The sequence below is a fragment of the Clostridium brassicae genome, from assembly GCF_026738875.1.
GTDB classification, from domain to species: Bacteria; Bacillota; Clostridia; order Clostridiales; family Clostridiaceae; genus Clostridium_H; species Clostridium_H brassicae.
The window spans coordinates 87,977-110,613 of sequence record NZ_JAPQFJ010000008.1 but is presented as its reverse complement, the minus strand read 5'-3'; the positions used below and the strand labels follow the sequence as shown (position 1 = coordinate 110,613).

Annotated in this window: 20 protein-coding genes and 1 pseudogene; 6 read left to right on the top strand and 15 right to left on the bottom strand. The window is 27.5% G+C overall.

Features of this window, described 5'->3' with window-relative positions; translation table 11 throughout:
• A pseudogene (locus OW729_RS09400) lies at positions 1-378 on the top strand (IS5/IS1182 family transposase); the annotation flags it as partial.
• 247 nt (positions 379-625) lie between these two features.
• Here the strand turns inward: OW729_RS09400 and OW729_RS09395 are convergent.
• From OW729_RS09395 to OW729_RS09350, 10 genes are all read right to left on the bottom strand, one after another.
• A complete protein-coding gene (locus OW729_RS09395; protein WP_268061235.1) occupies positions 626-1,726 on the bottom strand; it encodes an ABC transporter ATP-binding protein in 1,101 nt (366 codons plus the stop codon).
• Between the two features lie 259 nt (positions 1,727-1,985).
• Positions 1,986-2,708 carry a response regulator transcription factor gene (locus OW729_RS09390; RefSeq protein WP_268061234.1) on the bottom strand — a complete coding sequence of 241 codons (723 nt, stop codon included), beginning with the start codon at positions 2,706-2,708 and terminating at the stop codon, positions 1,986-1,988.
• Positions 2,709-2,875: 167 nt separating this feature from the next.
• Complete coding sequence (locus OW729_RS09385; RefSeq protein WP_268061233.1) at positions 2,876-3,937, bottom strand: sensor histidine kinase; 1,062 nt, start codon at positions 3,935-3,937, stop codon at positions 2,876-2,878.
• A gap of 410 nt (positions 3,938-4,347) precedes the next feature.
• The gene (locus OW729_RS09380; RefSeq protein WP_268061232.1) at positions 4,348-4,752 is read right to left on the bottom strand and encodes a hypothetical protein; all 405 of its coding nucleotides are present in this window, start codon (positions 4,750-4,752) and stop codon (positions 4,348-4,350) included.
• 132 nt (positions 4,753-4,884) lie between these two features.
• On the bottom strand, positions 4,885-6,279 hold the full coding sequence (locus OW729_RS09375; protein WP_268061231.1) for an ABC transporter substrate-binding protein: 1,395 nt from the start codon (positions 6,277-6,279) through the stop codon (positions 4,885-4,887).
• 192 nt (positions 6,280-6,471) lie between these two features.
• Positions 6,472-7,671, bottom strand: a complete 1,200-nt coding sequence (locus tag OW729_RS09370; RefSeq protein WP_268061230.1) for an ABC transporter permease — start codon at positions 7,669-7,671, stop codon at positions 6,472-6,474.
• 10 nt (positions 7,672-7,681) lie between these two features.
• Positions 7,682-8,875: an efflux RND transporter periplasmic adaptor subunit gene (locus OW729_RS09365; protein ID WP_268061229.1), complete on the bottom strand. Its 1,194-nt coding sequence runs from the start codon at positions 8,873-8,875 to the stop codon at positions 7,682-7,684.
• Positions 8,876-8,975: 100 nt separating this feature from the next.
• Positions 8,976-9,803 carry a carbohydrate ABC transporter permease gene (locus OW729_RS09360; RefSeq protein WP_268061228.1) on the bottom strand — a complete coding sequence of 276 codons (828 nt, stop codon included), beginning with the start codon at positions 9,801-9,803 and terminating at the stop codon, positions 8,976-8,978.
• A 13-nt stretch (positions 9,804-9,816) separates the two neighbouring features.
• Positions 9,817-10,671: a carbohydrate ABC transporter permease gene (locus OW729_RS09355; protein ID WP_268061227.1), complete on the bottom strand. Its 855-nt coding sequence runs from the start codon at positions 10,669-10,671 to the stop codon at positions 9,817-9,819.
• 382 nt (positions 10,672-11,053) lie between these two features.
• Entirely contained in the window at positions 11,054-11,641 is a 588-nt protein-coding gene (locus OW729_RS09350; protein ID WP_268061226.1) for a DUF4230 domain-containing protein, read from the bottom strand.
• Positions 11,642-11,894: 253 nt separating this feature from the next.
• Here OW729_RS09350 and OW729_RS09345 point away from each other — a divergent pair, with 253 nt between their 5' ends.
• The 4 genes from OW729_RS09345 to OW729_RS09330 all read left to right on the top strand — a co-directional run bounded on the left by OW729_RS09345 (position 11,895) and on the right by OW729_RS09330 (position 15,601).
• Complete coding sequence (locus tag OW729_RS09345; RefSeq protein WP_268061225.1) at positions 11,895-12,326, top strand: MarR family winged helix-turn-helix transcriptional regulator; 432 nt, start codon at positions 11,895-11,897, stop codon at positions 12,324-12,326.
• A 104-nt stretch (positions 12,327-12,430) separates the two neighbouring features.
• A complete protein-coding gene (locus tag OW729_RS09340) occupies positions 12,431-12,787 on the top strand; it encodes a carboxymuconolactone decarboxylase family protein (protein WP_268061224.1) in 357 nt (118 codons plus the stop codon).
• Positions 12,788-12,894: 107 nt separating this feature from the next.
• A complete protein-coding gene (gene lpdA / locus OW729_RS09335; RefSeq protein WP_268061223.1) occupies positions 12,895-14,604 on the top strand; it encodes a dihydrolipoyl dehydrogenase in 1,710 nt (569 codons plus the stop codon).
• Positions 14,594-15,601, top strand: coding sequence for a lipoate--protein ligase (locus tag OW729_RS09330; RefSeq protein ID WP_268061222.1), 1,008 nt, complete (start codon positions 14,594-14,596; stop codon positions 15,599-15,601). Before lpdA ends, OW729_RS09330 begins: the two co-directional genes overlap by 11 nt.
• A 68-nt stretch (positions 15,602-15,669) precedes the next feature.
• Here the strand turns inward: OW729_RS09330 and prfB are convergent.
• Positions 15,670-16,786 (bottom strand): peptide chain release factor 2 gene (gene prfB / locus OW729_RS09325; RefSeq protein WP_268061221.1). Its coding sequence is split into 2 segments (ribosomal slippage): positions 15,670-16,707 and positions 16,709-16,786, totalling 1,116 coding nucleotides; the frame shifts between segments, so codons are not numbered across the junction.
• 146 nt (positions 16,787-16,932) lie between these two features.
• Positions 16,933-19,443 carry a preprotein translocase subunit SecA gene (gene secA, locus OW729_RS09320; protein ID WP_268061220.1) on the bottom strand — a complete coding sequence of 837 codons (2,511 nt, stop codon included), beginning with the start codon at positions 19,441-19,443 and terminating at the stop codon, positions 16,933-16,935.
• Positions 19,444-19,675: 232 nt separating this feature from the next.
• On the opposite strand from secA, the gene OW729_RS09315 reads away from it, so the two are divergent.
• Positions 19,676-20,140, top strand: coding sequence for a hypothetical protein (locus OW729_RS09315; RefSeq protein WP_268061219.1), 465 nt, complete (start codon positions 19,676-19,678; stop codon positions 20,138-20,140).
• 9 nt (positions 20,141-20,149) lie between these two features.
• On the opposite strand, the gene hpf is transcribed toward OW729_RS09315, so the two are convergent.
• The 3 genes from hpf to OW729_RS09300 all read right to left on the bottom strand — a co-directional run bounded on the left by hpf (position 20,150) and on the right by OW729_RS09300 (position 22,590).
• Positions 20,150-20,683, bottom strand: a complete 534-nt coding sequence (gene hpf / locus OW729_RS09310; RefSeq protein ID WP_268061218.1) for a ribosome hibernation-promoting factor, HPF/YfiA family — start codon at positions 20,681-20,683, stop codon at positions 20,150-20,152.
• A gap of 231 nt (positions 20,684-20,914) precedes the next feature.
• Positions 20,915-21,514, bottom strand: coding sequence for a ComF family protein (locus OW729_RS09305; RefSeq protein ID WP_326498369.1), 600 nt, complete (start codon positions 21,512-21,514; stop codon positions 20,915-20,917).
• A 53-nt stretch (positions 21,515-21,567) separates the two neighbouring features.
• Positions 21,568-22,590: a hypothetical protein gene (locus OW729_RS09300; protein WP_268061216.1), complete on the bottom strand. Its 1,023-nt coding sequence runs from the start codon at positions 22,588-22,590 to the stop codon at positions 21,568-21,570.
• Positions 22,591-22,637 lie beyond the last annotated feature (47 nt).

Here is a 22,637-nt window from a genome sequence, read left to right as displayed (position 1 = left end):
AAAATAGAAACTCAAATAAAAAAACTTAATTTTAATACAAAATATTTAGTAGCAGATGCCGGTTACTCTACTAATCCTCTTTGTAAAAAAGTTTCAGATAAGAATTATCAGGGCGTTTTTGGGTTCCATTTAGGCCCTTATATTAAAGGTAAGTATACTAAATATAGATTTCAATATGTTAAAGAGTTAGATGGATGTGTTTGCATCAATAATTGCTTTTTAAAATATAGAACTACTACAAGAGAAGGTTACAAAGAATACGTAAGTAATGCGCTACAATGTGCTTCATGTAAATACAAAAATAATTACTTAACATCTGATAAGATGACTAACAGAACTATATGTCGCCATGTTTGGGAAGACTATAAAGACCAAATTTAAAACTTTACTAAAACTAAAAAAGTAAAAGCCTCTATACAATTGGAGGCTTTTTGAACACTCTGATTGATTTTTCTATAAAAATCAACTTTTTTAATCCGTTTCAACACTTTCAACTTAAAATGAAAAAATAAAATTTTAGTCTATAAAAAGCTTATTATTACTATGAAAAAAAATTAAAATACTCTCTACCTATAAGCAGTATAAGTAGGGATAAGAGTTTTATATTTATACTAAACATAGTTAATTACAAAGATATATTTTTTTCTTCTTCCAAATCAAAAATATGACAATATTCCATATGAATCATAAACTTTTCTATATTACCAACTTTTAATTCTTTTGAATCTTTCATATCAATTTTTGCAATAAATGTATTCCCCCAAAAATCAAAATATACACAAGATTCGTTTCCCATATGTTCAATAACATCAATTGTTGCATCTATAGCAGCTATATTATTTTCTTTTTTTAAATTGATATGTTCCGGCCTAATTCCCAACCAAACTTTTTCTCCTAAATGATTTTTTACTTTAGAAGCTTTATCCCTTGGAAGTGTTAATTCTATTTCTCCTACCTTCATTACTATAGAATCATTATTATTAATTAACTTTCCTTGAAGAAAATTCATAGAAGGCGAACCAATAAAATCTGCTACAAACTTATTTCTAGGATAACTATATAAGTTAAGTGGAGTATCTACTTGCATGATTTTCCCAAAATTCATAACGCATATTCTATCACCCATAGTCATCGCTTCTACCTGATCATGGGTAACATATAGCATAGTAGATTTAAGTCTCTTATGAAGTTTGGAAATTTCCACCCTCATATGTACTCTCAATTTAGCATCTAAATTGGATAATGGTTCATCAAATAGAAATACTTCTGGATCACGAACAATCGCTCGTCCAACTGCTACTCTCTGTCTTTGCCCTCCTGATAATTCCTTGGGTTTTCTATTTAATCCAGCTTCCAGATCTAAAATTTTTGCAGCTTCATGAATTTTCTTACTAATTAGGTCCTTTGGTGTTTTCTTTATTTTCAAAGAAAAAGCCATATTTTCATAAACTGTCATATGAGGATACAATGCATAATTCTGAAAAACCATTGCAATTCCTCTGTCCTTAGGAGGAATACTGTTTACTAACTTATCTCCTATGTAAATCTCCCCCGCTGTAATTTCTTCTAGTCCAGCTACCATTCTTAAAGTAGTAGATTTTGCACAACCTGACGGTCCTACCAATACCATAAATTCTCCATCATTTATTTCTAAATTAATTCCATGAACAGCTTTAAATCCATTTTCATAAATCTTTTGTAATTCTTTTAAAATTATCTTAGCCATTATTCCTCATCTCCCATATCACTTTACAATCTTTTGATAACTTTTCACACACCCCTTGTATTATCAGTAACCCCGTAGTACTGATAGTGTCATCTAAGCTTTTGATTAATTTTCTTAATCCATTCTTTCATTATCTTCACTTTATTTCTATAATTTTCATTGAAAATAGAAATTTATAATTTTTAAATAAGTAACGCATAAATATTCAAAAATACATATCCTTAGTTAATTTGAAAATCAACTACTATTTCTTCACCATTTATTCCCTTAACATTATCCCCTTTTCTTTTTCAATTTTATATCCTACCCCCCAAACAGTATGAATTATCTTTTCTCCATTGAGATAGCATTCAATTTTATCTCTAATATTACTTATGTGAACCGTTACTGTATTATTTGACTGGAAATATTTTTCCTTCCACACATTTTTAAATATTTCTTCCGCACTAAAAACTCTTCCTGGATTATTAGCAAGAAGAAATAGTATCTCAAATTCTCTTGCTGTCAATATAATTGGATTATCATTCACCAAAACTGAATGGGTAGATTTCTTTATAGTCAAAGCTCCTAATTTCAATGTATCAGCATCTTTTTTAGTTTGTGGTATTTTATCAAACAAATATGTTCTTCTAAGCAAAGACTTTACTCTCACAGTAAATTCAAGTTCATCAAAAGGCTTGGTTATATAGTCGTCTGCACCTGTTAAAAGTCCTGTTATTTTATCAGCATTTTGTACCTTTGCACTAAGAATTATAATAGGAATATTCATAGTTCTACGAATTTGTCTACAAACTTCCAAGCCATTTAATCCAGGCATCATAATATCTAAAATCACCAATTTAAAATTACCATTTTTAATAATTTCCAAAGCACTCTTTCCATCAAATGCTTTTGTAACTTCATATCCTTCATTACTTAAATATATTTCTATTAAATTGACAATTTCTCTATCATCATCAACAACTAAAATTTTTTCATCCATTTTATCACCCTCAAGCAAATTTATACATAATTTAGAAATTACAGTTTATAATATCTTAAAAAACATAGCCTTCTCCATTATTCTCTAATTTTATATTTAGTACTTTTCTTAACTATAATTTCTAATATAAAACAATCTCCATCTAAACATAGGAATTACTTGATATTTTAACAAGGAAGAATTACTTTAAATATTGTTTTATTTATATTACTTTCTACATCTATTTTTCCATTATGTAATTCTATAATATTCTTTGTTATAGCCAGTCCCAAGCCCGAACCTCCTGTTTCTTCTGATCGAGACTTGTCTACCCTATAAAACTTGTTAAAAATATAAGGTATATCTAAAGGACATATTGCCTCTCCATAATTTATAAACTCAATAATTGCTTTGTCACCTTCTTTATCTACTAATATGTCCATAAATTCACTAGTTTTGGAATACTTTATGCAATTAAAAATTAAATTTTCAAAAGCTCTAACCAATTTCATACTATCTCCTAAAATGCATATTTTTTCATCTTTAAAATGTAATCTACATTTAATATTTGCCTTACGAAAATTCACCCTATGTTCAATGACAAGTTGATTTATAAGTTCCACAATATCTAACCTTTGCTTAGAAATTTTAAACCCATAATTGTTTAGAGTTGTCACTTCAAAAAGATCATCTATTAAAACTTTTAACCGCTTCGTTTTATTAAGTACAATATTTACATAGCTTCGCAACACAAATTCATCTTTATATTCATCATTATCTATTAATTGTAAATATCCTAGAATAGAAGTCAGAGGTGTACGTAAATCATGAGAAATACTAGTTATAAGATCTATTTTTGTTTGTTCTGCTTTTCTTTCTTTAATAATTGAATTTTTAAACTTATCTACCATACTATTTATATTCTGAGCTAGCTTACTTAACTCATCACTTGAATATACTGGAATAATTATATTAGTATCTCCTTGTAATATTTTCTCCAATCCTTTATTTATATTTACGAAATATCTAATTTTTTTGTGCATTATCAAGTGAAAATATGCAAAAAACAATAATGCTTGAAAAAAATTATTACTACTTAATATACTATGTGGTTCATTTACGCCCATTCTTAATTGTATAGAATGCTCTATAAATTTAATTATTTCAATGGTTGGTTCTTGAAGAACTACTATACATATAAGTACAAACATAATTTTAATTTCTATTTTATAAACATCTTTATCTCTCATAATTCCCCCTCTTCCCATACACTATCGTGTAAACTTTTTCAATGTCAATACTCTTAAATTTCTTTGTCTCTGTTTTTTTGTAGCTCACTTTACGCTATCTATACACTAATACCACATCTTTATTCATTACATCATCACACTTTTATAGAATTATTATAATAATTTTTTTAAAAAATTCCTATCGTTATATTATATATTAAAGATGTTTATCTTTCTATAAACAGAATTCTTGGCTTTAGAGGGCGTTTTTACTCTAACTAAAGCTTAGAGGGACATATCCGCTATTTATTTTTATAATAATTTAATGTAAAATCTAATAAAACAACCTTTCTGCTCCTTAGAAAAATTGTTTCGTTAGATCTCCTTATGGTTTTATATAACAAATATATTGTATTTCTAATTATAAAGTTTTAATTATGCTTAAACACAACTACCTTTTTGGCAATAATAACATCTTCTTTACTTTCTCCCCATACAATAACTATTCCTTTAGTTTTAATATTATTAATTGTTCCTTTGCTGTCCTTTGATTCATTGCCACTATTATAAGTATTTCTCAATATAATATCAGTATCTTTAGTAATCTTAAATTTCTCTACTTTTTGTGCTGGTTTACTTGTATCCCCATTATCATTTTTAATTACTATTAATTTATCAACTGATATTGTTTCTCCACTTATCTCTTTGACATAACCATATAAATCTCCATATTCTTTTGGCATATCCTTTTTATGAGAACTATATCCAATAAACACCGCAAGACAAATCAGAAATACTGCTAATATTGATTTTTTAAAACCACTTTTAGATTTCATTATGATACCCCCAGTTTTTTATTCTCCCTAAATTTTATAAATTATTCTATATTATACAAACAAAAATGAATAACAAAGCTATCTTCTATCTAAAATACTAAAGTAAAACATAAAAAGGTACTTATAATATGTTTACTCATTTATATATAGCTTTACCTTATTCTCTAATACTTTAATGGCACTCTCATAAGAAGATTTATCTTGAAAATATGGCTTTAAACATTCCATCATCAAATCTTCTAGTGTGTTATCTGTAACTTCTGTTTTTTCTATATTTTTTGTTATTTTATTATAATACCTTTCCATACCTTCACTTGGCTTTTCAAAAACTATCTCACTACCTTTATTACTGAATGTAGCCTTTTTTCCCACAAACATTTCTATATATTGTTTTTTTATATCTTCTCTAGCTTTTTTATTTGTTGGGATATAACTAACTGGAACATACTCTATATCGGCATCCTTCACTTCTAATTTAGAATATAGAGCAGTTTTTATAAAAGCATATGCTGCAGATTTGTTCTTTGTACTTGCATTTATTGCCATACATTCCTTTGCTACAGCAATAATCTTGTCTCCTCCAGTATATGTCGGCAAATTGCCTACAATTTCTGTTTCCTTTGACTCCCCTTTTATCCTAGATTCAGACTGAAACATTTCCCTCAATTCGATAAATTCATCATTTGAAAAAAGTGTACTTCCTTCTTTGATTGCTGCATATCCCTCTTCACCAGAAGAACTTTGTCTATCTTCTTTTTTTATAGATGTGTTATAAATTTTCTTATAGTTTTCTATTACTTCTCTAAATTCAGGTTTATCAAAATAAATTTTTTTATTTTCATAATCAACAAATTTAATTCCACTACTTGCTATAAAATTAGTAATACTAACTGGCGAAGCAAAAAGTGTTTTTTTAGTATCTCCTTTTACAGAATTTATATATGCATCTATGGATTTCATAAATTCCTTCTGTGACATATTATCTTTCAATGAAATATTATTATTTTTTAACAATTCTTTTGTTGTTATATAACTATTAACATAGTAGCTCAATGGTATGAATGTAATCTTTCCATTAAATAATCCTGCATTCATTACATTTTTATTATAATCTTCTCCTGTAAGATCTTTATCTTTTTCAATAAAAGGTTTTAAATCTGCGAGCATTCCTGATTTTTGTAGTTTTCTTATATTAACATTTTCTGGATTAAAATATATTATATCAGGTCCATCTCCTGCTAAAGTATCTGATAATAATTTTTTAGCATAAGCATTGCCATCCACACTAATAGGTATCTCTTTAATATTTATTTTAGGATACTTTTTTTTAAATTCATTTATAGTACCTTGAAATATTGGAGAACTTTCGCCACTTACCTGCATAGTATAAATTTTTAAAGTACCTGAATTGCTTCCGAGTTCAACAGTTCTTAAACTTTTCTTACTAAACATTGGATATATGCCAAGTCCAATTAAAGCTATTATAATTATTGCAATAATTATAATTTTATTCTTTTTCAATTCCATTATTCTTTCCTTCTTTCATATTTCTATATAAGGCATCCGAAGTAAAATAACACTATTATGCAAACTGCCTTAATTTCTTAATCTATTCATTTATAACTTTTAATATAATTTTAAAACAAATTGCTTAAGATGCTTTTAATAAAACCTTAAGGAATATAAAGTTTTATTAAAAAAATTAAGACATACTGAAAATCACTTTTCAATATGTCTTAACATTTTTCTTGCCTTAATATTTACAAGAAGTACTATAAAAGTAACTACCTCCATAAAAAGAAGTAGATACTGTATGCTGCTAACATTACTTAAATATCTATTATACACATTACTTACTCCACATTCGTTTGCATTTGCAATCTGAATATCTTTTATTATGGCTTTCCTATAAAACTCAATATCAAACACATTTTCATTAGGTAAATATTTATCTACAAAAACTATATTAAATTTTATTAAATTAAATATGACAATCACAGCAATTAAACAAAAAAGTATCCTTCCTAAAATAACCTTAACTTCCACAGGTTTCTCTTTTATTATCTCCTTTAAGTATTTATCTTTCATACTTTTTTTAAAAAATGCTATCATCTTTTTAATATGTCTTATCATAATCACACCAAGGAAAACAATAGCAACTATACCCATAATAAAATATAATATTCGTATTTGTTCATATATTACTTTCTTTGACACTGTATAATTATATACAGAATACATCCCTAATTTATCACCTACAACCTTAGTTAATTTATTATAAATGCTCTTTTCACCATTAGTACTAGTTTCCTTTGTTGATATTATATCTAAATAATTTTTTCCATCTTTAGTAATACTTTTATAGGATGTATATGGTACATATACTCTTTCATATATATCTTGTGATGCACTGTATAATAACGAATTATTTTTTTTATATACTCCAACAATTTTATACTTTTCATTATTAATATTAATATTATTTCCAATTACATCTATATTTTTAAAAAAAGAAGTTGCTAAAACATCACTTATTATAGCAATATTACTCCCATTTTTTACTGATAAATAGTCAATTTTTCCGCCTCTTATAATTTCATTTGGATATAAAATAAAGTGGTTTTCATCTGTAAGTACCATCTTAGTTTTAATTTCTCTATCTGGTAAAACTCCATATATATTTTGCGTATTTGCAGTAACTTCTTTTAAACCCGTTAATTTAAAATCTTTATTATTTTTTTTTGCCTTTTGAAGCTCCTCAAATGTGATACCATTATCACTTACTTTATTTTTATATTCTATTATATTAGAAACATTTTCACTTACCTTTAAGTTTAGATAATTACTTATTATAATCATAATAAGTAAAATAGTACTACTTACTATAAGTCTGATTGTTGTAAGCTTTTTTACATTCACAATATCACCTCTACTTACCCGTTAACTGAAGCTTAACCTCTGTATTTTCAGTAAGAGGCTTTGATGTATTACTTACAATTCCGTAACTATCTTTTATAGCATCATTACCTGCATATGGCTTAATTGAGCAGTTTTGATCATCATAAGCAACTAACTGAACAAAAACTTTTTCTACATAGAATTCAGACCCTAACGCTCCACCTCTTTGCTTTACTAAAAATATATAGGATTTCCCCTGATCTTCATTTAAACAGCTTTTAGGAATAACATTATTATATCTTTTAGTACTTTCTGCTGTAGTTATTGTAACCTTGTCTCCTTGGTTTATATATACCTTATCCTTGATATCTGCTGAAAATTCATATTCTTCTTTTTGGTCAATGTATTTTTTTTGGTTTATACTAGAACTTAATTTTTTTTCTTTTATATTTCCACTAGAGTCTTTCTTTCCACTAGGTACAAAAGCATTTATTTTGTCTCCTATAGAATATTTTTCCCCTTCTTTAGATGCAACTGTCCATCTAACTGAAAAATTAGTTTTACTGCTTGCAATTTCAAATAATGAAGTTCCCCCTGCACTTACAGCAGCTGATACATCATCATTTTCTAGTAATCTCCCTATACTTACTATTTTTCCATCTATATCTGATAAAATATTTCCATCTTTAGTTAGCCCTTTACGAATTTCTTTGTACTGCATATTTTCGGTTTCTAACTCAAATTGAACTTCTTTAATCCTATTATCATTGCTTTTGGGGTTATCTTTTTTACCTAAGCTAGTTTTTGATTCATCTCCTTCTTTACTTTTACTTGGTTTAGGTGAATTTTTCAAATTTTTAAGTTCATTTTCTAATTTCATTATTTTTACTTTTTGTATTTTTTCGTTTAAAGTAATTTCATCGTTATCTACTGATGCTAATACATCCCCTTTTTTTACATCTTGATTTACTTTTACTTTTATCTCTTTAATACTCCAATTAGGTTTTGAGACAATCTTATGAGTATTCTCATATTGTACTATACCTTTAAATTCAACACCTTCACCTATTGTTCCTGGCTTAATGTAAACTGTATTAACTTCTGGAAGAAGCATATTTTTTATAGTTTTTGAAAAATATGTGCAAAACACCATAATACTAATAAAGACTACAATAAGTATTGTTATAATTTTATTTTTTTTATCCTTTTTAATGTGATTTTCCATATATATCTCTCCACTTCTACACATAAAATTTTCACTTAAGGATTTTAAAATTACTATTTTTCAGTAACTTGCTTAACACGCTAAATATTCTAGTATAATTCTACTTTGCATCCAAGTGCTGTATACCTTCAAGCAGTCTTTTCTCTCCTTTAAGAAATACAAATATAGCGGGAATCATAAACATTACTCCACAAGCAAAAGCTAAGCCTATATCTTGAGAATTAATTTGTGATAAAAAAGTCGAAAGAGGCTGCTTTTTATCTCCAAGCAAAATCAAAGGCTGTTCTATCATGTTCCAATTATCAACGAAACATAATATAGCAAGTGAAACTACAGCACCCTTACACTGAGGAATGATAATTCTAAACAGAATTTGTAAATTGTTTGCTCCATCTATTTTTGCTGCTTCACATTGTTCATCTGGTATAGATTTTAAAAATTGTGTCATCAGGAAAACTCCAAAAGTTGAAAATATTCCTGGTAATATTACTGATGAAAATGACCCTACTAAATTTAATTTTTTCATTATTATATAGATTGGTACAAGAGTTACTTGATATGGCATTATCATTAATAAAATGAACATAAAAAATATATACTGTTTAAAAGGAAATTTCATTTTTGCAAAAGCATATGCTCCTAAAATAGATACCACTATTTGTCCAATAACTATTGGTACAACTAATATTACAGAATTCCAAAACTTGATTAAAAAATCAGGCTTTTTAAGTAAAATGTCATAATACTGAATTAATGTAAAGCAATCTGGTATAATATGAAATTTATAATTTTCAATAGCATCGCTTACTTCACTTATACCCATAAAAGAACTTGATACCATATATACTACAGGCATTATGGCAGTTACTGCAAAAATAGTTAAAACTGCATATTTAATTACTACTGATACTTTATTTTTTTCTTCCACAACTAAAATCCTCCTATGCCTCATATTTCTTTTGAAGCTTAAATAAAGAGTAAACTAGAACTGCCACAAGAATGAATACTATAACTGACGCTGTAGACAATCTTTGATAGTTTAAATTAGTAAAATTATTGTTCATAAAATGCTGAAGCATATATATACTTGGGTCTGGATATTGTCCTGAAAGTAAATAAGCTTCTCTGTATACTCTTAATGAATTTATTATTGAAATTATAAAAACAAAGAATATTGTAGGCAAAATTAAGGGTAAAGTTATTTTAAAAAACATACTTATTTTTCCACATCCATCTATAGAAGCTGCTTCATAGCATTCCTTTGGTACATTGTTTAATCCTGCAAGAAATATTATCATGTTGTATCCACAATTTTTCCATACATATAACAAAAGAAGTATATAAAAAGACCATTTTGTTTTAAGCCAATCCGGACCCATTATACCAAACTTTAAAAGCACACCATTAACTACACCAGTTTGTCTAAAAAATATCTGCCATACTAATACTACTGATGCTAATGGTATTATTAAAGGAAATGTAAGCACTGTCCTAAAAAAAGACCCTTTTTTTATCTTACTATTTAAAATAAGGGTAATGCCTAAAGATATTACCATAACTAATGGTACACTTACTGCATTAAAGATTAATGTGTTTTTAAATGCTAATATAAATGCATCGTTTTGAAATAAATCTACAAAATTCTGAAATCCTACATATTCTATATCTCCTATCCCCTGTGTGAAACAATAAACTAAGCTTATTATAAAAGGAATACAGAAAAATAGAAGAAATCCTATTATAGAAGGCAGTGCAAAAATATATGCTGTTATACTTTCTCTTTTCTTTAGATTCATAAATTTCCTCCTTTTTTTCCTGTTGTGGATTTAAAAAAATAGCGAGTCAAAGATGCGAAGAATATTTTTTACCAAACAATAACATAGGTTCTATTAATAATTATTCTATCAATAGTTTCTGTGGGCGAAGTATGATTATAAATATTCTAGTACCTATTATAAGACACCATAGGAATTATTTGTTTAAGACTTTCTAATTAAATCTTAAGAATTATAAAGTTCTTCTTAGCTTCAAGTGAAATAAATCTTTTAGCCCGTTAGGGCTCCTACGGAGGAAAAATGCTTACTTATAACGATAGAAAACGAAATCAAAAAAATCAAGGCAGAGGAATTTAATTCCTCTGCCTTGATTGATTATGTCAGACTTTTTTTCTATAACTAATTAAACAAATTCAATACTTATCTTTTCAAATCCCATATTTTTAAGAAGTCCTTCTAATAAAATTTTAGTGTTTTCATTAGCTTTGTCTAGAAATCCTTCTTTTACTAACTTATCTACTACTTGTCCTTTATTGTTATTAATCTCATCAAATATTTCTTTTGTTTGTACCTTACTAAAAATAGAGGTAGTTTCATCTAAAACTGTTACACTATTTGTATCTATAACATTATCTAGTATTTTAGATTTTTTTAGCTTTACAGTAATTTTTTTTTCTGACTCATCTAAGTCTATTTGAGCACTTTGTAAATCTACTCCTGCTTTTATATACCCACTATACTTTATTAGTATTGAATTTGTTGTAAATGGTATTGTGAACTCCTTAATCTTTTTACTATCTTTTATAAATAATACATCTGTATATGAATTTTTATATGTTGCAAGTTCAGAAATATTTTTAAATTCATTAGTAACATTAGATCTATCTACTACTTTATCTTGCTTAGTTGAAAAACCAGCTAAAATCCAAGTCAAACCAATGATTATTACTGCTAAAAAAACAAATTTAATATATTTATACCATTTTTTCATTATTCATCCTCCCCCTTATTATGTATACTTTTCATAAGTATTAGCTATGTTGTAAATAAAAAATTATATGAGATCAAAGTTTTCTTAAATATAAGCTAAAATAAAAATGTTTTCTACAAATATTCCTATAAAATTACATATTATAATTATATATTATCATACCTTTATATGAAAATGTAATCATAGACAATAATAAAAAATGTGTTATCATAAAATTAATACTTTATTTTTACTATTTATTTGGAGGTTATATATGTTTGAAATAGATGATTGTGTTAGCTTTGTAACAAGCAAAGCTTCAAAAGAAATTGCTGATGCTTTTAATGAAAAATTAAGTTCTTATAATATAACTAGAGTACAATGGATTGCACTTTATTTTCTAGGAAAATATGAATGTATTAATCAAAGTGAACTTGCAGAAAAAATGAACATAAAAACTTCTACAATGGTTAGACTAATTGATAGGATGGAAAATGAGGGTTATGTATTGAGAACTAAAGATACTAATGACAGAAGAATAACTAACTTATCTTTAACAGAATTAGGTCTAAAAAGAAGAGAAGAAATAATGGAAATAGGGCAACGTTTTAGTGATTTTATAATTAAAGATATCTCTGATGAAGATCTATTAGTTTTTAAAAATGTAATGAATAAAATAGTCGAAAACTCAAAATCAAACTTTTAATTTTCAGAAAATTATTGAAAGGTCACTTCTTTTATGTTATTATTATAACATAAAAGTTGCTATGCTAATTATTAGCTTAGCAATTAATTTAAGGAGGTTTTATTATGGCAAAAAAAGATCCAAGAGAAATGTTAAATGCTTTTACTGGCGGTTTAGAAGAATTAAGTGGTACTAATGAGACTCATGTTGGTGCTTTCATGAATTTATTAGGCTCAGCCTATGAACCAGGTAAACTTGATAGTAAAGTTAAAGAATTAATTAGCGTTGCAATTGCTGTATATAACCGTTGTGAATATTGCATAGTGTTCCATACATATAAAGCTTTAGAAGCAGGTGCTTCTCGTGAAGAAATGCTTGAAGCTGCAATGGTAGCTGTAGCATTTGGCGGAGGTCCTACTATGGCTTACAGTGTTACTTTATTAAAAGATTCTATTGATGAATTTGAAAAGGACTTTAAATAACAATTATCTTAGGCTACTAATGTACAATTTTAAATAAATTATAAATACTATTTTGTAAAAGGCAGACAATATACTGCCTTTTATTTCTTTAAACAGGAGGTAATAATATGTTTGAACTAAAACTAGAAAAATTATCTGGGCACAATACAAGTGGTAAAGTTGGTAAAATTAATGTTAAAAATGGAGATGTAATAAAGCCTGGAGATATACTAATACAAATAGAATCAAAAAAAGGTAATTCATCTGTAAAATCTGATGTAGATGGTAAAATTGAAGAGGTACTAGTAGAAGAAGGACAAAATATAAAAATAGGTGATACTTTATTTAAAATAGAAGGAGAAAAAATACAAACTAGAACTTCTAAACCGTCTGGTGGATTCAATTATTTTAGTACTGTAATGAAACCTATAAAAAAAGAAATTGAAGCAGATATAACTATAATCGGAGGAGGTCCTGGAGGTTACGTTGCTGCCATTCACGCTGCTAAAAAAGGTGCAAAAACTGTTCTAGTAGAAAAAGAGGCTGTTGGTGGAACATGCCTAAACTGGGGATGCATACCTACAAAGGCTTTAGTTCGTTCATCTGAAGTATATAAAAACATAAAAGAGGCTGAAGAGTTTGGTCTTTTTGCTGAAAATTGTTCTGTAAATATGGAAAAAGTAATTAGTCGAAAAGATAAAATAAAAGAGCAATTAGTAGGTGGTATAGACTACCTACTAGACAAAAATAATGTTGAGAAAATTCAAGGGCCTGGAGAAATTTTAGATAATAATACTGTATTTGTAAAATCAAACAAAGCACACACAACAATAAAAACTAAAAATATAATAATTGCTACTGGTTCAAAAACTTCTACTATTCCTATTAAGGGTATAGATTCTAAAAATGTACTAACAAGCAAAGAAGCTCTCGATTTAAAATCGCTTCCAAAAAAATTAGTCGTAATTGGCGGTGGCGTAATTGGAATGGAATTTGCATTTATTTTTGCAAACTTTGGTGTTGAGGTTTTTGTTGTTGAATTTGCAGATAAGATATTAGCTTCTTTAGATGATGATGTATGTGAAGAAATAACAACTATTGCAAAAGATAAAGGAATTAAAATATACACAGATTCTAAAGTAGAATGTATAGAAGAAGATGAAAGTGGCCAATGCATAGTTACCTTTACAAAAAATAACGAAAAAAAATATATAGCTACTGATAATATTTTATCTGCAGTAGGAAGAAAACCTTTTTTTGAAGGTATAGATATAGAAAAATTAAATATAGAAATGAATGAAAATAATAAAGGTATAAAAGTTAATGATAAAATGCAAACAAATATACCAAATATATATGCTATTGGGGATGTGACTAATATTATTCAATTAGCTCATGTTGCTTCTCATCAAGGAATTACCGCAGTAGATAATATTTTAGGTATAGATAAAACTATGGATTATACTTCAGTTCCAAGCGCTATATTTACAGACCCAGAAATAGCTTCAGTAGGAATTTCAGAGAAATTTGCTGAAACTAATAAAATAGCTATAGAAGTTGGAAAATTCCCATTTTCAGCTAATGGTAAAGCTCTTACTTATGGCGAAAGTAGAGGTTTTGTTAAAATCATAAAAGATAAGTCTACTGGTAAAATAGTTGGAAGTACTATAATCGGTCCTCATGCTACTGATTTACTTGCTACAGTAACTTTAGGAATAAAGAATGGCTTAACCACTAAAGAAATAGCTGAAACAATATTTGCCCATCCTACTACATCTGAATCAATACATGAAGCCTCATTAGAAGTTGAAGGCGGTGCAATACATTTTGCCAAATAATACTTTTGACACTAAAATAATTTGTTCTTCATCTAATGATCCGTGGTATAACTTATCTTTAGAAGAACACCTTTTTTCTAATGTAAATAAAAATCAGTTTATTTTATATTTATGGCAAAATGACAATACAATTGTACTGGGAAGAAATCAGAATCCTTGGAAAGAATGTAAGTGTAAATCCTTTGAAAAAGATAATGGTAAAATAGCCCGAAGATTATCTGGAGGTGGAGCAGTATTTCATGATTTAGGAAACTTAAATTTCACATTTATAATGGATAAAAATTTACATAACCTTAATACTCAACTAAAGGTTGTACTAAATGCTGTAAGATATTTAGGAATTGAAACCGAATTTTCTGGAAGAAATGATATACTTGCAAACAATAAAAAATTTTCAGGAAATGCTTTTTACGAAGATGATTTTTCATATTATCATCATGGAACAATACTTATAAATTCTAATATAGACAAATTAACTAAATATTTAAAAGTATCCAAGGAAAAAATATCTTCCAAGGGCATTAATTCTGTGAGTTCACGGGTAATAAATTTAAAAACTCTAAACCCTGATATCTCAGTTCATAGTATGAAAATCAGCTTAATAAAATCTTTTATAGAAATTTATGGAGGTGGAGGTAATCCATCTGTTGAATATGTAAATGAAAAAATATTGCCTTTAGAAAAACTATATAAAAAATATTCTTCTTGGGAATGGATTTATGGTGAAACACCAAGATTTGATATAAACTTTGTAAACAGATTTACTTGGGGTGAAATAGATTTAAATCTTAAATTAAATAATGGCTTAATAGATTCTGCTGTAATATATTCTGATGCTATAGATTCTAAGCTAATTAAAAATATAGCATCTAATCTATCCGCTCTTCCATTTAAAATTATAGAAATTGAAAAAAATTTAAATTCTATAAAAGATGAAAAGAACATTGAAATTATTGATGACATTATTAACTTTTTAAAAACAAAACTTAGCTTTTAAATAAATGAATTCACAAAAAATCTAGTGAAAATGCATACTTCCACTAGATTTTTTTAATTTACATTTAACTAATAGTCACTATCTTTATTCCATTTTAGGAATTCTATTATAAATAAATCTATATCTCCATCCATAACAGAATCTACATTTCCCATTTCTGTATTTGTTCTATGGTCTTTTACCATAGTATACGGCTGAAACACATAAGATCTTATTTGGCTTCCCCATCCATTATCTTTTAATTCTCCACTTAATTCTTCTATTTTCTCTTTATGTGCTCTTTCTTTAAGTTCCGCAAGCTTTGATTTTAACATTTGCATAGCAGTATCTTTGTTTTGAAATTGGCTTCTTTCACTTTGGCACTGAACAACTATACCAGTAGGTATATGTGTTATTCTAATAGCAGAATCTGTTTTATTTACATGTTGGCCTCCTGCTCCACTTGCACGGAAAGTATCAATTTTTAAGTCATCATCTTTTATTTCTATATCTTGGCTTTCTGTAAGTTCAGGAAGAACTTCTATTGCTGCAAAGGAAGTTTGCCTTTTTCCATTAGCATTGAAAGGTGATATCCTTACTAATCTATGTATTCCCTTTTCTGCTTTTAGATATCCATAAGCATATTCTCCTATTATTTTTAAATCCACACTTTTAATTCCAGCTTCATCTCCGGGAAGTAAATTTAAAGTTTCTACTTTGTATCCTTTTTTCTCTGCCCATCTTGTATACATTCTTAAAAGCATCTGAGTCCAATCTTGAGCATCTGTTCCACCTGCTCCAGAGTGCAATGAAACTATAGCATTGTTTTTATCATATTCTCCTGAAAGCAGAATTTGTACTTTAAATTCCTCAATAGTATTCTCTATCTCTTTTATTTCAACTTTTATGTCCTCTATAGAAGTCATATCATCTTCTTCTATACTCATATCTATTAATATTTCCAAATCTTCTAAACTATTTTTTGTTTTATAATATTTATCGAGTTTATCCTTTAAATTTTTTGCTTCTTGTGTAACTTCTTGGGCTTTATTAACATTATCCCAAAAATCTACTTCCTGCATCATATTTTCAAGTTCTGATAATCTTTTTTCTATACCTGAAATGTCAAAGTGAAACCCTCACTTCATCTAAATTTTCACATAATGCAGCTATATTGCTTTTAAATTCCTCTAACTGAATTATCATAAAATCACCCTTTCTTAATCTTATTAAGTAGTTATCATCATTTAGTAACAATTTTAATTTAACATTACTAGTGATAACTTCACTAGTATAAATAGCAATTTAATAATTAAAAAACCCAGCATAGCTGGATTTTTTAATCTATTTCCTTAAAGTTCTTTTCCACAACAATTTTTATATTTCTTTCCGCTACCGCATGGGCAAAGATCATTTCTTCCCACTTTTTCTTCTTTTCTTCTTATTGGTTCTTTCTTTAAAGAAACATCTCCAGGTTGATTTGTTGAAGTTTCTTTAACTACTCTTTCTCTTTCTGGAGCCCTCTCTATTTGTACATGGAATAGATATTTTATTGTATCTATTTTTATATTTTCAATCATAGCATCAAACATATCACTACCCTCAAATTGATAAGCTTGAGTAGGATCTTGCTGTCTATACGCTCTAAGTCCAATACCCTGTTTTAAATGCTCCATATCATCTATATGAGCCATCCACTTAGTATCAACAACTCTTAAAAGAACAACTCTTTCGATTTCTCTAATTTGTTCTGAACCAAAGTGTTCTTCTTTTTCAGCATACATATCTTTAGCTATTTTTACAAGTTTTTCTTTTATTTCATCATCTGATAAAAGTTTTAATTCTTCAACAGTAGTTAATCCTTTTGGAAGATATATTTCTTCTAAATAAGCGATAAGTTTTTGTATATCTTTTTCTAAGTCATCTTCTAATCCTGTCATATGAGCATCTACTGCTGATACTATTACATCTTCTATCATATCTTGAACATACTCTTGTAAGGACTCTCCTTCAAGAACTTGTGCTCTTTGCTTATAAATTACTTCTCTTTGTTGATTCATAACATCGTCATATTTTAATACAGTTTTACGAACGTCAAAGTTATTTCCTTCAACCTTTCTTTGAGCATTTTCTATCGCGCCTGTAACCATCTTACTTTCTATTGCATCTTCATCACTTAAACCTAATTTTTCTACTATCCCTTGAAGTCTCTCTGAACCGAAAATTCTCATTAAATCATCTTCAAGTGAAACATAGAATCTAGAATTTCCTGGGTCTCCTTGACGTCCTGAACGTCCTCTTAGCTGGTTATCTATACGTCTTGATTCGTGTCTTTCTGTACCTATTACTTTAAGTCCACCAACATCTGAAACTCCTTCTCCTAATTTAATATCTGTACCACGACCTGCCATATTTGTAGCAATAGTTACTCTTCCTTTTTCTCCAGCACCAGATACAATTTCAGCTTCTTTTTCATGGTATTTCGCATTAAGTACTTGGTGTGGAACTCCTCTTCTCTTTAACATATCTGAAAGAAGTTCTGATTTTTCTATACTTACAGTACCTACAAGCACTGGTTGACCTTTTTTATTTGTTTCTTCAATTTCATTAACTATAGCTTTAAACTTAGCCTTCTCAGATTTATAGATTAAATCTGAAGAATCTATCCTTGCTATAGGTTTATGAGTAGGAAGAACTATTACATCTAACCCATATATTTCCCTAAATTCATTTTCCTCTGTTTGAGCAGTTCCTGTCATACCAGAAAGTTTAGTATACATTCTAAAATAATTTTGGAATGTAATAGTTGCAAGAGTTTTTGATTCTTTTTGAATCTCAACTCCTTCTTTAGCTTCTATTGCTTGGTGAAGTCCATCACTGTATCTTCTACCTTCCATAAGTCTTCCTGTAAATTCATCAACTATTATAACTTCATTATCCTTTACCATATAGTCCTTATCTCTTTTCATTGTATAATTAGCCTTTAAAGCTTGAACTACATGGTGTTGTACTTGCATATTATCTGCATCAGCATAGTTCTCTATATGGAAAAACTTTTCTGCCTTCTGCACACCTACATCTGTTAATATAACAGAATTAGTTTTTTCATCTACTGTATAGTCATCTTCACTTAAAGATTTTGCAAAGAAATCTGCGACCTTATAAAAATCAGTTGATTTGTCTCCTTCTCCTGAAATAATAAGAGGTGTCCTCGCTTCATCTATTAAAATAGAGTCAACCTCATCAACTATACAGAAATGTAAATCTCTTTGAACTCTCTCTTCTCTATATATAACCATATTGTCTCTTAAATAATCAAACCCGAACTCATTATTTGTTCCATAAGTTATATCAGAATTATATGCTTCACGTCTTTGATCATTATCTAAATCGTGAACTATAACCCCTGTAGTTAACCCCAAAAATCCATATAGTTCTGACATTTGATCTCTATCTCTCTTTGCAAGATAATCATTAACAGTAACTACATGAACTCCATTTCCTTCTAAAGCATTTAAATATGCTGGTAATGTAGCAACAAGAGTCTTTCCTTCACCAGTCTTCATTTCTGCAATTCTTCCTTGGTGAAGAACTATACCTCCCATTAACTGCTCTCTAAAATGTTTCATTCCAAGAACTCTCCATGAAGCTTCTCTACAAACTGCAAAAGCCTCTGGAAGTATGTCATCTAAAGCCTTCCCTTCTTTAATTAATTCTTTAAACTCAAAAGTTTTATTTTTTAATTCCTCATCTGATAAATTCTTAAATTTTTCATCATATGATTCAATTTTATCTACCATAGGAATTATTTTTTTTAGCTCTCTGTCACTATATGTCCCAAATATCTTTTCAAAAAATCCCATTAAAATTCATCCTCGCTAACTTTTATATTTTAATTTTATAATATTTTCAAAATCTGATAATACTTATTGTATTATATCATTTAATTAAAAACCATTCAATAAGTATCATTTTTTAATAGTTTACTCATCTTTTTTAGCGATTTATTAATTTTTCAGTTTACCCAAATTGTATTTATATATATTTTTTTATATACTGTTATTATGAATAAACTAGAATGGACGTGCTAAAGTTATGCTTCCACAACAACCATGTTTTGTGTTTTTTATAGAATCTTTAATAACTCAGACCAATACCTTAGATCCTTATGCATTAAAATTTATCAGTACTCTTCAAAAAAATAATTGCTATTTTCTAACTCATAATTCTAATACAAATAGAGAAACTTTCTATAATGACTTAGTTTCAAAAAATATTCCTTGCATATTTAATAATGTAGTTACTCCCAATGATATACCTTACTCATACAATGCTTTAAGCTTGTTTAAATTTATAAATATATCTCCTAAAAGAATAGTAGTTATAACAAATGTATTAACAGATGATTACTGTGAATATCAAAGGCTTGGTGGAAAACTTATTCTTATTCTAAATAATGGGACTACTTATGATGATTATTTAAAATCACATCATGATCCTGATTTAGTATTAGGTAACTTTCATAATTTAGCAATATTTTTAAATAAAAAAAGGAGGTAATCCTCCTTTTTAATTTTCTGGTTCTATAAGACCATATTGTCCATCTTTTCTTCTATATACAACATTAACCTCATTTGTTTCTCCATTAGTATATACAAAGAAGTTATGTCCTAAAAGTTCCATTTGAAGTAAAGCTTCTTCATTGCTCATAGGCTTTATTGGAAATCTTTTAGTTTTAACTATTTTAGATTCACCCTTTTCATCATTTTTAGGAACGTATTCAGGTATAAATTGAAATTTTAAAGCATCTCCATGCTTTCTTTTTTCAAGCTTAGTTTTTTGTTTTCTAATTTGTCTTTCTAACTTTTCAACAACTAGATCTATGGCTGCATACATATCTTCATTAGATTCTTCGCCTCTTAAAATAACTCCATTAAATGGTATTGTAACTTCTACTATCTGGCTATTTTTCTGTACACTTAGAGTAGTACTTGCCTTTACATGTGGACTGAAGTATTTGTCTAATTTTGACAATTTGTTTTCTACTGCATTTCTTAACCCTTCTGTCACTGGTATGTTTTTACCAACTACTGTTATATTCATAAAGTCAGCCCCTTCCTGGATATATTACATATGTCTTTTAATATTTAATTATCTTTATTACATTTTATAATTTATTTAAATAAATAACAAGACCAATAAGCTGAATTAACAAAATTTTTAAACAATTTATCTCATCATACTATTATTTATCTAGCTATTTTTCTTTCTTATAACCTAATTTATTAGAAGAAATTTTATTAAATTTATGTTAAAATATAAGTTAGTGGGATTTTATATACTACTCTTAGCGGCAGATAAAATCACTACATTTTTCGCTCCATTTTTAATTAAAGTCTTAGCACAATAAAATCCTGTAGCTCCTGTAGTAATAACATCATCAACTATTAAAATATTCTTATTTTGAAAATATTTTAAATTAATAAACTGAAAAGAACCCTTAAGATTATTCCATCTCTCTTCTTTACTTAAACCTATTTGATCTTTTGTTTGTTTACATTTTTTTAATATTCTATAAACTTTTTTATTTGTTTTATCTCCTATAAATTTAGCTAAGTACCTTCCTTGATTATATCCTCTTTTTTTAATAGATTGTTTTGTTAAAGGTACATAAGTTATAATGTCAAATTTCATTTTATTGTTTTCTATAGTTTCTAACATATATTTAGCTAAAACTTCTCCTGCCTTAAAATCTGATTTATATTTTAAATTTAAAATCAATCTCTTTATTATATATGAATAGTATGTAGCACTATAGCACTTAATATTTAAATTTTCTTTATGTATTTCAAAACATCCTCTGCATTTTTTTATTTTCCCTAAGCATACAGTACATAAAATCTTATTTTCACTTACATATTCATTACAAACCACACAACCCCTGTTGTCACTATAAATAACCTCTAATAAACAATTAAATAAATATTTTATATTCTTAATAAATTCATTTCCCATGCTTCTTTGTTGAAATTTCTAGTTATATTTTTTGCCTTATCTATATCTTCAGTTTCACAATTTCCTAAAAATATAACTTCACCCTTAGGTTTTTTTTCACTTTTACCTACCTTTCCACTAATATAAACTAATTTTTTATAATCAAATACTTTATCATCAGCAAAAAATACCATGACACTGCTATTGCTTATATCTGAATACAGATCGTTAGTGATTAATAATCCTTCTTTCATCTTTAAAAAATTGTTTAATATCTTCTTATTACTCTTATTTTTTACAAAAGACAAAATATTCTTATTCATCCTATCACAGTATAGAGCTAGGTATTTATATACTTTATATAGTTTATCTTCACAAGGCACATAAACAACGACCTTCTGTGAATTGATTTTTAAAGACCATTCTAAATATTCATAAATAACATAAGGAATATCTTTATTTATATCTACTCTAGTACTAATAAATTTAGGTTCTATTAAAGGGTATACGTTGTTTCTTACAGGTAAAACTATTTCTCTTTTATTTTGAAAAATTTTTTCTATAAAACAAGTTATTAACTTAGTATCATCATGAGCTCTACGATTCATTATGTCTATAATGTCATATATCTTATATTCTGAGAAATTTTTTATTTCGTCATAAATAATTAAATCAAATTTACAATTAAGCTTATCTGCCATTTCATGTCTAGCTATAATTAACAAGGATTCTTGAAACTTACTATTTTCTTTTAAATAAGTATATCTTCTAAACTTGCTTTCTTTTTTGATTTTTTCAACAATCTCTATCTCTGAATCATTTTCATTAGTAATATATAAAATTTTCTTATTTTGCCTTATAAAACTTAAAATAATTTCAACAAATATATCTGTTGAAATATATGGAGGTGATACAACATTTAAATATCTCTCTTTACTAAAACCCCATTCTAATATCTGGTGACTTATCTTTTTACTCTCCAATCTAAAAATGGAATGCTTCAAACCTCCACTCATCTTTATCCTCTCCAATTAGTTTATTTATTAATCCTATATTTTATATG